The sequence below is a fragment of the Kitasatospora sp. NPDC057904 genome, from assembly GCF_042887925.1.
GTDB lineage: Bacteria > Actinomycetota > Actinomycetes > Streptomycetales > Streptomycetaceae > Kitasatospora.
Genome location: NZ_JBHVOL010000013.1, coordinates 98,666 through 114,510, shown reverse-complemented (window position 1 = coordinate 114,510; position 15,845 = coordinate 98,666). Strand labels below are relative to the sequence as shown.

Here is a 15,845-nt window from a genome sequence, read left to right as displayed (position 1 = left end):
AGATTGATCACCATCGAACGCGCGGGGGCTTCAAGGTGCTGCGATGGTAAGAGGGTTGTACAGGTCAACCATCGTGCGCACTGGGAGCGGCAACCAATCGCCTGTCGACTGGTCGCTTCGGGATAGCAGTTCGAGTACGTCGGTCGCAGTCGGACGGCGGCTGGGATCGTGGTCGAGGCACCGGGTGATGACACCGACAAACCGAGAGGGTAACAAGCTGAGAGCAGATTCCAGGGATTCGCCGTCCGGGAGCGGCGCGGCTCCTGCGGCATGGCACAACACCATGCCGAAGGCGTAGAGATCCGTGGCATGTGTGATCGGCGCGCCTGTGAGCTGTTCCGGAGCGAGGAACCCCTGCGTGCCGAGGACATAGTTGGTACTGGTGAGTCCGATGCTGTCGAGGGCGCGAGCGATGCCGAAGTCGATGATGCGGGGTCCCGAGCTGGAGATGATGACGTTGCTTGGCTTGAGGTCGCGGTGGACAATGCCGCGGGCGTGGATGCGCTCAAGCGCTTCGGCGACGCCGACAGCGAGGGTGTGCAGGGTCCTCGGGGGCAGGGCCCCTTGCTGGCTGAGGACCTCGTGCAGTGATGGGCCGGGGATGTACTCGGTGGCCAGCCAGGGCGGGTCGCCGTGGGGATCGGCGTCGACCACTGACGCGGTGTGGAACCCACCGACGAGGCCTGCGGCTTCGATCTCGCGGGCGAAGCGTTTCCGGAAGGTCGTATCCTCGGAGAGCTCCCGCCGGATGACCTTTACCGCGACCAGGCGCTGCCCCGGCGACTGGCCGAGGTAGACCGTGCCCATTCCGCCTTGCCCCAGTACCGCCGTCAGCCGGTAGCGGCCGATACGGCGAGGATCATCCTGCCGCAGCGGACGGTGCCCGGGGGCGATGCCCGACCGCACGAGCGATTGCGGCGTACCAGGCGCCACCCCATCACCATGTGTCGGGGCGACGGGACCCCTGTACCGGTCAGCGTGAGCCTGCTGCGGTGTCGGATCCTGGATGAGCGTAGGCAGTGCGCCCATCTTGCACTCGACTCGGTGGACCCGGATACCCCAGCGGGCGGTGTCCCGATCAAGCGCAGCGAGCAGGTCCATGGTGATCTCCTCTCGGGAGTTCAAGGCCCGTTCGAGGTCCATGCCGTCGATGGTGCGGCGCATCGTGGCGACCGTGAGCTGCTCGATTGCCTGGACGTAGCTGGTCACGCCGTAGGTGGCGGCCCTTGCATCGGACACCTGGTAGGAGACAAAGATGTCGATGTCGACGCGTCGATTGTCCTGCGTGACCACCTGCTGCTGCGGAACCGCCATGACCTGTTCACGCAGGTCGACCCGGAAGCGAACTTTGTCGATGATCGGGATGACGAAGTTCAGACCGGGGTCTAGCGTGCGGGTGTAGCGCCCAAAGCGCTCCACGATGGCGGCGCTGGCCTCCCGAACGATGTAAACCGTTTTGAACAACGTCCTGATGACGAGTGCCACCAAGATGATCAGAACGATGAGGACCGGCTCCACAGCGGCTCTCCCCCTCCTCCAGGTTCCCTGCCCTGACGCCAGCTCGCGCCGGGCAGCAGTCTTCCAGATCTACCCCATGATGTGATTGTCTTCACGAACATGAACTGACCAGTGGGCAAAGCGCTTTGCGGCGAACGTGGCTATGTCGGCATTCAAACTGTCTTCGGTGGGGATGGGGTTGTTCGTGGCGCGGGAATGCCGAGGTCGATGACGGGCCTGCGAGTGAATCGCTCCGTTTCGTCCCTAATCGAGCGGAGGAGCGCAAGGTGAGGTCCAGACCTTCGATCTCCCCGAACCAGCCTTCGGCCTCCGCGCGTTCGCGGCGGGTGAGGAGGTCGGTTTCGAGCTCGTTCAGCCGGCCGAGCATCTTGGGGTTGACGTTGAGCATCGGGCAACGGATGCAGGCGTGTTCGTGCTGGCAGGGGGTGCCATAGGGACGGGCGCAGGAGCCGAGCTCGACCTTGCGCTTGTCGAAGTGCTCCTCGAACTCCTCCCACTCGGCGGTCGTGGCCTCGCGGTACTCCTCGGAGGGCCTGACCTCGCGCCGCTCGGCGAGGTAGGCCATGTAGTGGCGCACGACGTCCTCGTCGAACACGGCGACGTAGCCGCGGGTGGTCTGGAGATTCAGGTGGCTGATCAAGACGGGCCGTGCAGGCGCGTCGCCGCGCGAAAGCGTTCTAGAACCACCGGAGACCGACCCGCGCAAGCGGGTCCCCGTGCAGCTCGTAGTCGGCGAGCACCCGGGGTCGTCAGCGCCGCCCGCCGAACTGCCAGGCGTGCACCTCGATGTGGGCGTACCGGTCCGGGGTCAGGACGGCGCGTGCCGTCTCCCGGTCCGGCGCGCGGAGCAGCGCCGCCGTGCCGAGCCAGGTGGCTCCGTCGTCGGACAGCAGCGGCCCGTAGGCGATCAGCTCGTCCCGGTCGGCCGGGACGGCGAGGTCGGCCGCCTCGCCCGTGCCGAGGCCGAGCACCAGGTACCGGTTGCCGCCGGTCCGGCCGCCCGGGAAGTCCCACATGGTGCGGCCCAGCAGGTTGCGCCACCGCCGCAGCAGCACGTCCCGGTAGACGCCGGCCTGGTAGCCCGGCTCCTCGAAGGCGAACGCACGGGCGGCGGCGGGGCCGGGCAGGTCGACGATGTGCAGGCTGCCGGTCGGCGCGCCGTCGTCGTCGAGGGTCGGGCCGCGGGCGATCATCTCCTCCGCGAACCGGTCCATGTAGGACCAGTGGTCTTCCAGCAGTTCGTGGCGCAGCGGCAGGGAACCGGTCCGGTCGCGGTGGTAGCAGAGGAATTCCATGACCGTATGGTCCCGCATGCGGGTGCGCAGGAAGTCGGCCCGGTGGACTTCCTGCGCACGGCGCTGGGCCCAGTACTGCTACAACGGCTCCTGGGCCAGGTTGTCGGTGATGCGCTGGAGCACGGCGACCGCAGCCGCGTACTCCGCCTCCGTGATGTCGCCGAGGAAATCCGTCCGCACCCGGTTCATGTGTTCCTTCGCCGTCGTCAGGCCCTCACGGCCCTGTTCCGTGAGGGTCAGCCGGTCGTCCGTGCCGATGCCGAGCCAGCCCCTGTGCACGAGGGCGTCCACGGCGTGGACGATCACCTCGGGGCCCATGCCGTAGGGCACGGCCACGGCGCGGATCTCCTCCCTGGCGAGGCCCTGCTCGGCCCGGACGATGTTGTTGAGCGCCCACCACTGGGGCTGGGTCACGTCGATGCGTGCGAGGGCCGCCTGCGAGTGTCGCAGGATCGCCTCGGTGGCGCCCCAGGCGACCAGGGCGATGGGCCGTTGGCCGAGGGCGGTGGTGCCGTTCTTCGGGGTGTTTGCGGTCGTCATGATCGCCAAGCTAGGACCTCAAGCGCGGTTGAGGTCAAGGGCGTGGCACGGCCGCCACGAGGTACCCGGCACCGACGGGCTGCGCGGCGCGGATCGAGGAGGTGCTGGTGGACGGCGACCGCGGCGAATCGTGCTGACGCACTGGCACGGGGCCACACCGGCTCGGCCATCGGCCGGACCATGCCGGGCGCCTTCGACACCGACCGCGTCCGAGCGATCCGGTCACTGCGTCGGCTTGCTGAGCGGGAGGTCGAAACGGCGGCCTTCGAGCATGGCGACCCGATCGCCCAACGTGCGGCTTTCGCTCTGCGGGAAGCGGCCGCCGCAACCGCGCTTTGACGTTCGTGTCCTGCTCCGCCCAAGCCCGTCTGCTGTCGCCGGATCACGAAGTGCCGGTGCGTGGGAAGTCGGGCGGGTCGACTTCCTGTGAGTGTGCTCGGGTCGGGGTGGCGCGGAGTGGCGGGGTTGGTGTCGCCGGATCACGGAATGCCGGTGCGCAGGAAGTCGGCTATTTCGACTTCCTGCGCACCGGCTGCGCTGCTCAGCGTGGGGTGAGTGGCCTGCGGAAGCCCGTCACCGCCAGCCATGCGCCGAGCGCCGCCACGGCGGTGCCGAGCAGCAGGGCCGGCACCGCCGTGCCCGTCCCCGGGAGGCCGAGGGCGAGGGCGCGCGTCGAATCGATGGCGTACGTCAGGGGGTTGACGTGGGCGACGGCGGCGAGCCAGTCCGGGAGGTCGGCGGTCGGGACGTAGGCGCTGGAGGCGAACATCAGGGGGAGCACGGCGATGATCGCGAGGTTCTGGATCGGCTCGGCGCGGCGCAGCCAGGCCGCCGCCGCGATGAACAGCCAGCCGAGCGCCCAGCTCATGAACAGCGTCAGCCCGATCGAGGCGGCGACCGCGCCGGCCCCGCCGCGCGGGTGGTAGCCGAGGACGAGGGTGCCGAGCGCCAGGATGATCACGGCCTGGACGGCGGCGCGCACGAGCGTGGTGAGGCTGCGCGCGACGAGCAGCGAGCTCGGGGCGACGGGCAGGCAGCGCAGGCGGGCGACGATGCCGTTCTGGAGGTCCTCGACGAGGCCGACCCCGGACTGGACGGCGGACTGCACCGCGTTGTCGACGAGGACGGCGGGCAGGACGAAGTCCAGGTAGGTGACGTCCGGCGGGAAGTGCGGGGGGAGCCCCATGCGGCTGAACACCTGGGAGAGCACCACGAGCGTGATGACGGGCTGGAGCAGGCCGAAGAGCAGGACCGCCGGGTCGGTCACGAGCGCGCGCAGCGACCGGCCGGTGAGGATGCGGACCTGGGTGAGCCGCGAACTGCCGCGCCAGGCGGGCGCGGTGGCCGTCGGGGTGCGGGGCGGTCGGCCGGTGTCGAGAGTGGTGGTCACCGCTTGGGTCCTTCCGGGCTGACGAGCCGGTCGAGGCGGTCGAGGCGGTCGAGGCTGTCGGGGTGGTGGGCCAGGGCGAGGTAGACGTCGTCGAGGCCGGGTTCGCCGAACGTGAGCTCGGCGGCCTCGATCCCGACCCCGTCGAGCGCCCGGACGACGGCGGCGATGTCGCGGGTGGCTTCGATGGGGACGACGAGGGCGGCGCCCTCGCGCCCGGTGACCGGGGCGAGCCCGGCCCGGCGCAGCGCGTCGGCGGCCCGCTCGAAGTCGCGGCCGGCGTCGCTCCCGGGGTCGTTTCCGGAGTTGCCCCCGGCAGGCCCGTCGAGGACGACGGTGACGGTCCGCCGGCCGACCCGGGCCTTGAGTTCCGCCGGGGTGCCGTGGGCGACGACGCTCCCGCCGGAGAGCACGGTGATGGCGTCGGCGAGCCTGTCGGCCTCGTCGAGGTACTGGGTGGTGAGCAGGACGGTGGTGCCCTCGGCGACGAGGCCTTCGACGATCTCCCAGAGCCCGAGCCGGCTCACCGGGTCGAGCCCGGTGGTGGGTTCGTCGAGGAACACCACCTCGGGCCGGCCGACCAGGCTCGCGGCGAGGTCGAGGCGCCGGCGCAGGCCGCCGGAGTAGCCGCGGGCGGGCCGGTCGGCGACGTGGCCGAGGTCGAACAGGTCGAGGAGCTCGTCGGCGCGGGCGCGTCCGGCGCGGCGTCCGGCGCCGAGCAGCCCGGCGAGCAGGAGGAGGTTGTCGCGCCCGCTGAGCCGCCCGTCGACGGTCGCGTACTGGCCGGTGAGGCCGATCCGGCGGCGGACCTCGGCGGGGCGGCGGGAGACGTCGAACCCGGCGACGCTGGCCCGGCCGGTGGTGGGTGCGAGGGCGGTGGTGAGGACGCCGACGAGGGTGGTCTTGCCGGCGCCGTTGTGGCCGAGCAGGGCGAGCACGCTGCCGCGGGGGACGGCGAGGCTGACCGAGTCGAGCGCGCGGACGGTACCGAAGGTCATGCCGACGTCGACCGCCTCGATCACGAGGTCGTCGTCGGCCGGGGTGGGCGGGGAAGTCATGGCCGGTTCTCCGTTGGGCGGTGGTGGGACGGGCGGTCGGGGCTCGTCAGTCGGGGCACGTCAGTCGACGGCGTCCATCAGGCGGAAGAGCTCCTCGTCGGTGGCCGCGTCGAGGTCGGGCCCGGGACCGGGGTGGGTCGGCCCGGCGGGCACGGCGCAGCGCCGGGCGAGGTCGCGCAGGCGGGTGGCGGTGGCCGGGTCGGGGGTGGTGCCGGCGGCGAACAGCGCGGCGAGCCGGTCGACCAGGTCGGCCGCGCTGGGCTCCGGTTCGGCGCCCCGGTCGGGCCGGGCGCGGGCGGCGCGGAGGGCGCCGAGGGCACGGACGACGGCGGCCGGGGAGGGGTGGTCGAAGACGAGGGTCGCGGGGAGGGCGGTGCCGGTGGCGGCGGCGATGCGTTCGCGCAGCTCGATCGCGTTGACGGAGTTGACGCCGAGGTCGGAGAACGCGTGGGTGGCGTCGAGGTCGTCGGCGCCGCGCCCGAGCACGGCGGCGGTCTCGGCGAGGACGAGCTTGAGGAGGAGGGCGTCACGCTCCTCGGGGCTCGCCGTCGCGAGCCGGTCGTCGGACAGCGGCGCGTCGAACAGCGGCGCGTCGAGCAGCGGTGCGTCGGCGACGGCTACGCCCGGCGGCGTCGGAGCGGCGGCCGCGAGCCAGTACGTTTGCCGCTGGAACGGGTACGTCGGCAGCGGCACCGGCCGGGCGCCGGGCAGGACGGCGTCCCAGTCCACCGGCACGCCGTGCAGGTGGAGGCGTCCGGCGGCGTCGAGCAGGGCGCGCGTCCCGTCCCCCTGGTCGGCCGAGCCGGTGGCGATGACGGCGGCCGACGCTCCGGCCTCCGCGGCGGCGAGGCACTCGCCGAGCATGGGGGCGAGTGCGGCGGCGGGCCCGAGTTCGAGGTAGGCGTCGACGCGCTCCGCGCCCAGCCGGGCGACGGCGTCCCGGAAGCGGACCGGCTCCCTGGCCTGCCGCACCCAGTGGCCGGGGTCGCGGGCCTCGTCGGCGGTCAGTGGGCGGCCGGTCACGCCGGAGACGAGCGGCACGGCGGGTGCGGCGAAGGACAACCCCTCCAGCACACCGCGGAATTCGGCCAGCATCGGCTCCAGCAGCGGGGAGTGGAAGGCGTGCGAGACGCGCAGCCGCGTCGTCCGCCGGTCGGCGAAGTGCGCCTCGATCGCCGCGACCGCGTCCTCGGTGCCCGAGACGACGACGGACGACGGCCCGTTGACGGCCGCGAGCGAGACGAACTCGCCCAGCAGCGGCACTACTTCGTCCTCCGCCGCCCGGACGGCGAGCATCGTGCCACCGGCCGGGAGGGCCTGCATGAGCCGCCCCCGGGCGGCGACCAGCGTGCACGCGTCCGCCAGTGACAGCACCCCGGCGACGTGCGCGGCGGCGATCTCGCCGACCGAGTGCCCGGCCAGCAGGTCGGGCCGCACGCCCCAGGACCCCAGCAGGCGGTGGAGCGCGACCTCGTGGGCGAACAGTGCGGGCTGCGCGAACTCCGTCCGGTCGAGGAGCCCGTCGGAACGGTCCCACAGGACGGAGCGCAGCGGCCGTTCCAGCAGCGGATCCAGGACGCCGCACACCTCGTCCAGGGCGGCCGCGAACTCCGGGAAAGCGGCGGCGAGTTCGCGCCCCATCCCGGGTCGCTGGCTGCCCTGCCCGGCGAAGACGAAGGCGAGCCGCCCGCCGCCGTCGCGCCGACCGGTGGCCGGGGCGACCGGCGAGGGCTCCCCGGAGGCGAACCGCCGCAGCGCGTCGACGAGTCCGGTACGGTCGGCGGCGGCCAGCAGCGCCCGGTGACCGTGGACGGCCCGGGTGGTGGCCAGCGCGTGGGCGAGGTCCGGCAGAGCGTACGAGGGGTGGGCGGCGACGTGCTCGGCCAGCCGCCCGGCCTGGGCCCGCAGGGCGGGCTCGCTGCGGGCGGAGAGCACCAGCGGCACCGGACGGTCGTCGGCGCGCTCGGAAGCCCCGGGCAGCACGGTCCCGGCCTCGGCCCGTCCGGCGTCGGTGTGCCGCGTGGCTGCGTCCGCGTGGTCGGTGGGCCGCGTCGGCCCGTCTCCGGAGCCCGCCGCGGGCGCGTCTTGCAGGGCCGTGTGCCCGGCGTCGGTGTGCCGCGTGGCTGCGTCCGCGTGGTCGGTGGGCCGCGTCGGCCCGTCTCCGGAGCCCGCCGCGGGCGCGTCTTGCAGCACCGTGTGCCCGGCGTCCGTGCGCCGCGCGGTCGCCTCCCCGTGGTCGGAGGACCCCGTCGGCCCGTCTCCGGCGCCCGCGGCCGGTGCCTCCTCCAGCACCACGTGCGCGTTCGTTCCGCTGATCCCGAACGACGACACCCCCGCCCGCCGCGCCCGCCCGTCCTTCCGGGGCCACGGCTGCGCCTCGGTCAGCAGCCGGACGGCGCCGGAGGACCAGTCCACACGGGTGGTCGGCTCGGTGACGTGCAGGGTCCGCGGCAGCAGGCCGTGCCGCAGCGCCTGCACCGTCTTGATCACGCCGGCCACCCCGGCCGCCGCCTGGGCGTGCCCGATGTTCGACTTGACGGACCCGAGCCACAGCGGCCGGTCCGCCGGGCGCGCGCCCCCGTGGACGGCGAGCAGCGCCTGCGCCTCGATCGGGTCGCCGAGCGAGGTCCCGGTGCCGTGGGCCTCGACGGCGTCGATGTCGCCGGGGGCGAGCCCCGCGTCGGCGAGCGCGCGGCGGATCACGCGCTGCTGGGCGGGCCCGTTGGGCGCGGTGATGCCGTTCGAGGCGCCGTCCTGGTTGACGGCCGAGCCGCGGACGACGGCGAGCACCGGGTGCCCGTTGCGCCGCGCGTCGCTCAGCCGCTCCAGTACCAGCAGGCCCGCGCCCTCGGCCCACGCGGCGCCGTCGGCGTCGTCGGAGAAGGACTTGCAGCGGCCGTCCGCGGCGAGGCCGCGCAACCGCGAGAACTCGACGAACGACGTCGGCGTGGCCATCACCGCCACGCCGCCGGCCAGCGCGAGCGAGGACTCGCCCGACCGCAGCGAACGGCAGGCGAGGTGGAGGGCGACGAGCGAGGAGGAGCACGCGGTGTCGACGGCGAGTGCCGGGCCCTCCAGGCCGAAGCAGTACGAGATCCGCCCGGCCAGCGCGCTGCCGGCGGTGCCGATCCCGAGCAGGCCCTCCAACTCCGCCGGAGCGCCCGCACCGTAGTCGTGGTACATCGCCCCGGTGAAGACGCCGGTGCGGCTGCCGCGCAGCCCGGTCGGGTCGATCCCGGCGTGCTCCAGCGCCTCCCAGGCCGTTTCCAGGAGCAGCCGCTGCTGCGGGTCGGCGGCCAGGGCCTCGCGCGGGGAGAAGCCGAAGAAGGCGGCGTCGAACCGGCCTGCGCCGTCCAGGAACCCGCCCCGGCGGACGTAGGACGTCCCGGGGTGCTCGGGGTCGTCGTCGAAGAGGCCGTCGAGGTCCCAGCCGCGGTCGGCGGGGAACGGGGAGTCGGTGTGGGTGCCGTCGGAGACGAGCGCCCAGAGGTCGTCGGGGGAGGAGACGCCGCCCGGCAGGCGGCAGGCCATGCCGACGATGGCGATGGGTTCATCGGAGGAGGCGTCGTCCGGACCTTCCTCCGACGACCGGTCCGGCACCGCGCCCGACAACAACGCGGCGACGGCCGCCGGGGTCGGGTGGTCGAAGCCGAGGCTCACCGGCAGCGGACGGCCGGTCGCCTCCGCCAGCAGGTTGCGCAGCCGGATGGTGCGCACCGAGTCCAGTCCGTAGGCGCGGAACGCCGTGTCGGCGCCGATCGGTCCGTCGTCCGGGCCGCGCTCCATGACCTCGGCCGCGCACGAGCGCACGAGGTCCAGCGCGTCGCGGTAGTCCATCGACAGTGGTGGAACGACCGTTTCCCCGGCCGCCAGCTCCTCCAGTGACCGCCGGTGCAGTTTCCCGGCCGGGGTGCGCGGGAGGTCGTCGACGGTCACCAGTTCCAGCGGCATCTTGTACTCGGCGACCTCGCGCTCCCGCAGGAAGCCGGTCACGGCCCGCAGCCCGATCGCCGGGTCCGCCGCGCGGGTGAGCACCAGGCACGGGATCTCGCCGAGCCGCGCGTCCGCCCGTCCGACGACGGCGAGCGGGCCGATGCCCGGCATCGCCGCCAGCAGCTCCTGGACCTCGGTCGCGTCGAACTTCCGCCCGCCGACGTTGATCAGCTCGGCCGCGCGCCCGTGGAAGCGCAGCAGTCCGTCCGCCCCGAGGCTCGCCCGGTCGCCCGTGCGCAGCCAGCCGTCCGGCGTGACGGCCGCGGCGGTCAGTTCGGGCTCGCGGTAGTAGCCGCGGAACATGCTCGGACTGCGGTACTGGAGGTCGCCCGGCTCGCCCGGGGGCAGTTCGCACCCGTCCTCGCCGACGATCCGTACGCGCGCCCCGCTGGTGGGCCGGCCGACGCTGCGCACGGCGGCGCCGACCGGGTCGGTGGGGGAGGTCCGGGTGCCGGTGCCGAGTTCGGACATGCCCCAGACGACGACGAGTTCGCCGCCGAGCACCGCCCGGACGTCGGCGGCCAGCGCGGCGGGGATCGCCGCTCCGGCGGTGCGCACCTCGTGCGGCCGGAAGCCGGCCGGCTGCCCGCTGCGGGCCAGGGAGGCGACGACGTCGTGGAGTTGCGCGGGGACGGCGAAGACGGCGCTCGGCGCGGTGGCGCGGGCGAGGGCGAGGAAGCGCTCCGGGTCCCAGCCGCGCAGGAGCACCTGCCGGCAGGCGCGGAACAGTGCGGTGTGCAGCGACTGCAGGCCGAAGAGGTGGGTGAGCGGGCAGGCCGTCAGGATCGCCTCGGCGAAGGCCGGGCCGCCCTCCTCGGCGACGGACGCGGTGTTGGAGAGCAGTCCGTCGTGGCTGTGCACGCAGATCTTGGGCCGGGCCGAGGTGGTGCCGGAGGACGGGATGAGGACCAGCGGGTCCTCGGGCCGCACCTCCACGGGGTGCGGCGGGTGGCCCGCCCACGCGGCGGTGAGCCGGTCCAGCGCGTGGACGCCGGCCGCGGCCGGGTCCTCGCCGCCCCCGGCCGGGTCCTCGCCGCCCGCGACCAGCACCGCCCGCAGGGAGGGTACGTCCGCCAGGAGGCCGGGCGCCGCAGCCGCCGCGTCCGCCGGGAGCAGCACGGCCACCGGGTCCACCCGGGCCAGCAGCGCCCGCACGTCGGCGGCGCCGTGCCCGGCGTGCACGGGCAGCAGGACGGCGCCCGCGGTGGCGACGGCGACGTGCGCCGTCTGGTACTCCCGGCAGTTGGGCAGCTGGACGGCGACGACGTCGCCCGGCGCGACGCCCAGTTCCTGGAGCGCCCGGGCCAGCGCGGCGGCCTCGTCGGCCCACTGGCGCCAGGTCAGCTCCCGCTCGCCGTCGACCAGGGCGACGGCGTCCGGCGCCCGGAGCACCGCCGCCGCGAACACGGCGGGCAGGGTGTGGCCGCCCAGCGCCCCGGGGGAGCCGGCGGCCGGATCGATCGCGTAGTCATCGCTGTGGACGGACACCTTCGCTCCTGACGGGGTCGCTGGGCGGCTGCGGCGGCCGTCCCCAGCCTGAATTGCGGAGGGGGCTCTCAGCCCGAGACGGCCGGGAAGGCCCTGGACGGCCGGCGCCGGCGGGCGGAGGCCGGCGGGTTCTGCAGCGGGAGCGCGGTGTCCAGCAGCGCGAGCAGCGGCCGGGCCTTGACCACCGTCTCGTCGAACTCGCCCTCGGCGTCGGACAGCGCGATGATCGCCCCGCCGACCCCGTAGCGCAGCCGCCCGCCGCTGAGCACGGCGGTGCGGATCACGATGCTCAGGTCGGCGGCGCCGCTGAGCGAGAAGTAGCCGATCGCGCCCGAGTAGATGCCGCGCGGCCCGTTCTCCAGCCGGTCGATGATCTGCATCGTGCGCAGCTTGGGCGTGCCCGTCATCGAGCCGCCGGGGAACGCCGACCGGACGCCGTCGACGGCGCTGCACTCGGGGCGCAGCCGGGCCCGCACGGTGCTGACGAGCTGGTGCACGGTGGCGTACGTCTCGACGTTGAACAGCGGGTCGGCGACGACGGAGCCGGTCCGGGCGCAGCGCCCGAGGTCGTGCCGCACGAGGTCGACGACCATGAGGTTCTCGGCCCGGTCCTTCTCGCTGGTGGCGAGGTCGGCGACGAGCAGGGCGTCCTCCTCGCGGGTGGCGCCGCGCGGCCGGGTGCCCTTGATGGGCTTGGACTCCATGAGGCCGTCCGGGCCGATCCGCAGGAAGCGCTCGGGGGAGGAGCTGAGCACGGCGAGGTCGCCGAAGGAGAGGAAGGCGGCGAACGGGGCCGGGCTGATCCGCCGCAGGGCGCGGTAGGCCTGCCAGGGGTCGAGGTCGGTGGGGGCGTCGATCATGTTGGTGAGGCAGACCTCGTAGGTCTCGCCGGCCGCGATCTCGTCCTGGCACGCGTCGATGAGCTTGAGGTAGGCGTCGCGGGGGTGGCGCAGCCGCAGCCGGGAGTCCTCGCCGGGCGGGGTGTGCGCGGGCGGGTCGGTGTGCGGGGCGGGCCCGGTGAGCAGGGCGGCGGTCTCGTCCAGCCAGGCGAGGGCGGCGTCGTTCCGGCCGTCCTCGGCGAGGGCGAGCAGGTGGGCGGCGCCGGTGTGGTGGTCGACGACGACGGCGCGGTCGGTGAAGACCATGACGGCGTCCGGGTCGGGCGAGCGGTGGGCGCGGTCGCCGCCGCACTCGGCCTTGAGCTCGTAGCCGAGGCAGCCGACCCAGCCGAGCGCGAAGTCGAACGGCAGCTCGGGCACGTCGACGTCCAGGGTGCGCAGGTCGTCGTCGAGCCAGGCCAGGAACTCGCCCTCGATCACCTGCGCGGTTTCGCCGGCGGTGACCGTGACGGTGCCGCGCTGGACGTCGGCGGTGGCGACGCGGGCGAGCGGCCCGGCGGCGTTGCCCATCGCGGAGACGTGCCCGAGGCGGCCGCCGGGCAGGCTGCTGTCGAGCCAGAACGGGTGGCTGCCGCCGCGGAACACGCGGTCGAAGACGGTCTCGGCGTCCCAGCTGGTCCCGACCTGCCGGGTCAGGACCGCGAGCCGGCGCGCGGCCGGCCGGGGCGCGGCGCTCACGGTGGCGGAGGCTTGTGACGCGGAGGGTCGCGGTGCGGCGGCGGTGCGGCGGCGGCGTCCGTGCTGCTCGGTGAGGTCACGGAAGTTGGACAGCAGCCGCTTGCCCGCCTCTGTGCCGATCGACTCGGGGTGGAACTGCACGCCCCACATGGGGAGTTCGCGGTGGCGCAGCGCCATCACCACGCCGTCGTCGGTGGCCCACGCGATCGGTTCGAGGGCGGGGGCCAGGGAGGTGACCGCGAGCGAGTGGTAGCGGACGACCTCCAGCGGGTTCGGCAGGTGGTGGAAGAGCCCGGTGCCGGTGTGCCGCACGGCCGACGTACGGCCGTGCCGGGGCGTGGGCGCCCGGCCCACGGTGGCGCCGTGCGCGAGGGCGAGGCCCTGGTGGCCGAGGCAGACGCCGAGGACGGGCAGCCGGCCCTCGCGGGCTATGCCGGCGCAGTGGCCGAAGTCCGCGGGGTTGTGCGGGGTGCCGGGCCCCGGGGAGAGCACGACGTTGTCGAACGCGTCGAGCAGTTCGGGCCGGAACGCCGGGTCGTCGTTGCTGATGACCTCAGGATCGCGGCCGTTGGCCTCGGCGAGGTAGTGGAAGAGGTTGTAGGTGAAGGAGTCGTAGTTGTCGACCAGGAGTGTGCGCATCAGGGGTCCTTGTCCGGGCCGGCGGTCCGTCAGCGGAGCGCGGCGAGTTCGGCGGAGATCTCCCGGAGCACCGCCGCCTGCTGGTCGGCGAGGAAGAAGTGGCCGCCGGGCAGGACCTGGAGGCGGAAGTCACCGGCGGTGTGGGCCTGCCAGGCGCGGGCCTCGGCGATGGTGGTGCGCGGGTCGGCGTCGCCGGTGAGGGCGACGACCGGGCAGCCGAGCACGCGGTCGGTCCCGCACGTGTAGCGCTCGATGGCGCGGTAGTCGGCGCGGATCGCCGGCATCGCCATCCGCAGGATCTCCTCGTCCCCGAGCAGTTGGGCGTTGGTGCCGTTGAGCAGTTTGAGCTCGGCGATGACGCCGTCGTCGTCCCGCCGGTGCACCGTCTCGGTGCGGGTGGTGGACGGCGCGCGGCGGCCGGAGGCGATGACCGCCCCGGGCGCGTGGGTGCCCTTGTGCTCCAGGCGCCACGCGGTCTCGAACGCGAGGACGGCGCCCATGCTGTGGCCGAAGTACACGGTGGGCCGGTCGTCCAGGGTGAGCAGTTCCTCGGTGATCCGGTCGGCGAGGGTCGCGATGTCCTCGATGCAGGGCTCCAGGCGGCGGTCCTGCCGGCCGGGGTACTGCAGGGCGATCACCTCGGCCTCGGCGGACAGGGCCGCGGAGACGGGGTGGAAGAAGCTCGCGGAGCCGCCGGCGTGCGGGAAGCACACCAGGCGCACGGCGCGGCCCTCGCCCGGGTGGAAGCGGCGCAGCCACAGCGTGCTCGCGGTGCCGGGACTGGTCATGGGGGTCGGTCCTCTCTTTTCGGGCCCTGGACGGGCCCGGCCTCGCGGGGATCAGCCCCGGTGGACGGTGATGGCGCCGGACGGGCAGAGCGTGGCGGCGGTGTCGACCGCGTCGCGGTCCTCGGGGGCCACGGCGGGGTCGTGGAGCTCGACCACGCCGTCGTCGTCCTGGTCGAACACGGCCGGGGCGTTGAGCACGCACTGGCCCGCGCCGACGCAGCGGTCGGTGTCGACGGTGATGCGCATGAACGTTTTCTCCTGAAACGGTCGGGCGGGACGGGTGCTACCAGCGGACGGGCAGTGCGTGCAGGCCGCACAGCACGCCGTCGTACTTGAGCGGCAGGTCCTCGACGGGCACCGCGAGGCGCAGGCCGGGGATGCGCTCGAAGAGCCGGCGGTAGGCGATCTCCATCTCGATCCGGACCAGGTTCTGGCCCAGGCACTGGTGGACGCCGTAGCCGAACGCGACGTGGTGGCGCTCGGTGCGGGCCGGGTCGAACGCGTGCGGGCAGGAGAAGGCCTTCTCGTCGTGGTTGGCGGCGGCCACCAGCGGCACGATTCCCTCGCCGGCCCGCACCAGCTGCCCGGAGATCTCGACGTCCTCGACCGCGACCCGCAGCGAGACCAGGTCGGCCACCGAGTGGAAGCGCAGCGTCTCCTCGACCACCCGGTCGTCGCCGATCCACTCGGGATGCTGGAGGAGCGTCACCACGCCGAGCGCGATGTTGTTGGCCGTCGTCTCGTGCCCGGCGATGAGCAGGAGCATCAGCACGCCGGACATCTCGTGGGGCTCGATCGCGCCGGTGGCCAGCAGCCGGCTGATCAGGTCGTCGCCGGGCCACTTCTGCTTGATCGCCACCAACCGGTTGATGTAGCGCAGCAGTTCGCGCGACGCGGTGTCGCGCTGCTGGTCGGTGGAGGCCTGGATCGCGACCAGGGTGCGGGTGCGGGACTCGAAGAAGTCCCGGTCCACCGGCGGCACGCCGAGCAGCGAGGAGATGACGAGCGAGGGGACGGGCAGCGCGAAGTCGGCCACCAGGTCGGCCTCGCCGCCGGCCGCCAGCATCGCGTCGATGCACCGGTCGACGGTCTGCTCGACCGCCGGCCGCAGCTCCCGTACCCGCCGGACGGTGAACTCCGGGATGAGCGCCTTGCGGAAGCGGTCGTGCTCGGGCGAGTCGAGGCCGACGAACCAGCCCGGGATCTGCTCCTGGCGGGGCACGCCCATCGTCTCGCTGACGTTGGGGAAGCCGGGGTGGTCCGGGTTGGAGCTGATCTTCTTGTTGGTGAGGACGGAGCGCACGTCCTCGTGCCGGGTGACCAGCCAGACCTTGCGGCCGTTCGGCAGGTAGGAGACCACCAGGCCCTGGCGGTCCCGGTAGCCCTGGTAGCGCGGCGGGGGGAAGGACTCGCCGGGCACGCGCAGCGGGAAGTCGACCACCGGCGGTTCGGCGCCCGTCGTGCCGCCGGACGTCACGTTGTCGGTGGGCACGGTGTCGGGAGGCACGGTGCCGGGTGTCGCAGTGTCGGGCGTCATGGGTTCGGGTCTCCTCCGGCGGGCC

At 73.7% G+C, this 15,845-nt stretch carries 11 protein-coding genes; all 11 read right to left on the bottom strand.

Going from position 1 to position 15,845, the window contains the following annotated elements; translation table 11 throughout:
* Positions 1 to 30: 30 nt before the first annotated feature.
* The 11 genes from ACFVSN_RS29540 to ACFVSN_RS29490 all read right to left on the bottom strand — a co-directional run bounded on the left by ACFVSN_RS29540 (position 31) and on the right by ACFVSN_RS29490 (position 15,820).
* Positions 31 to 1,518 carry an SPFH domain-containing protein gene (locus ACFVSN_RS29540; protein WP_387594063.1) on the bottom strand — a complete coding sequence of 496 codons (1,488 nt, stop codon included), beginning with the start codon at positions 1,516 to 1,518 and terminating at the stop codon, positions 31 to 33.
* 91 nt (positions 1,519 to 1,609) lie between these two features.
* Positions 1,610 to 2,158, bottom strand: a complete 549-nt coding sequence (locus ACFVSN_RS29535) for a hypothetical protein (protein WP_387594065.1) — start codon at positions 2,156 to 2,158, stop codon at positions 1,610 to 1,612.
* Between the two features lie 109 nt (positions 2,159 to 2,267).
* Positions 2,268 to 2,813 (bottom strand): YciI family protein, encoded by a 546-nt coding sequence (locus tag ACFVSN_RS29530; protein WP_380491523.1) that lies wholly within the window; start codon positions 2,811 to 2,813, stop codon positions 2,268 to 2,270.
* Positions 2,814 to 2,891: 78 nt separating this feature from the next.
* The gene (locus tag ACFVSN_RS29525; protein WP_387594067.1) at positions 2,892 to 3,353 is read right to left on the bottom strand and encodes a MarR family transcriptional regulator; all 462 of its coding nucleotides are present in this window, start codon (positions 3,351 to 3,353) and stop codon (positions 2,892 to 2,894) included.
* Positions 3,354 to 3,894: 541 nt separating this feature from the next.
* On the bottom strand, positions 3,895 to 4,743 hold the full coding sequence (locus ACFVSN_RS29520) for an ABC transporter permease (protein ID WP_387594069.1): 849 nt from the start codon (positions 4,741 to 4,743) through the stop codon (positions 3,895 to 3,897).
* Complete coding sequence (locus ACFVSN_RS29515; RefSeq protein ID WP_387594071.1) at positions 4,740 to 5,798, bottom strand: ATP-binding cassette domain-containing protein; 1,059 nt, start codon at positions 5,796 to 5,798, stop codon at positions 4,740 to 4,742. Before ACFVSN_RS29515 ends, ACFVSN_RS29520 begins: the two co-directional genes overlap by 4 nt.
* A 60-nt stretch (positions 5,799 to 5,858) precedes the next feature.
* Complete coding sequence (locus ACFVSN_RS29510; RefSeq protein ID WP_387594073.1) at positions 5,859 to 11,279, bottom strand: beta-ketoacyl synthase N-terminal-like domain-containing protein; 5,421 nt, start codon at positions 11,277 to 11,279, stop codon at positions 5,859 to 5,861.
* Positions 11,280 to 11,347: 68 nt separating this feature from the next.
* On the bottom strand, positions 11,348 to 13,495 hold the full coding sequence (pabB, locus tag ACFVSN_RS29505; RefSeq protein WP_387594075.1) for an aminodeoxychorismate synthase component I: 2,148 nt from the start codon (positions 13,493 to 13,495) through the stop codon (positions 11,348 to 11,350).
* A gap of 29 nt (positions 13,496 to 13,524) precedes the next feature.
* Positions 13,525 to 14,283: a thioesterase II family protein gene (locus ACFVSN_RS29500; protein ID WP_387594077.1), complete on the bottom strand. Its 759-nt coding sequence runs from the start codon at positions 14,281 to 14,283 to the stop codon at positions 13,525 to 13,527.
* 51 nt (positions 14,284 to 14,334) lie between these two features.
* Positions 14,335 to 14,529, bottom strand: a complete 195-nt coding sequence (locus ACFVSN_RS29495) for a ferredoxin (RefSeq protein WP_380446397.1) — start codon at positions 14,527 to 14,529, stop codon at positions 14,335 to 14,337.
* A gap of 37 nt (positions 14,530 to 14,566) precedes the next feature.
* Positions 14,567 to 15,820: a cytochrome P450 gene (locus tag ACFVSN_RS29490; protein ID WP_387594079.1), complete on the bottom strand. Its 1,254-nt coding sequence runs from the start codon at positions 15,818 to 15,820 to the stop codon at positions 14,567 to 14,569.
* Positions 15,821 to 15,845: the final 25 nt, after the last annotated feature.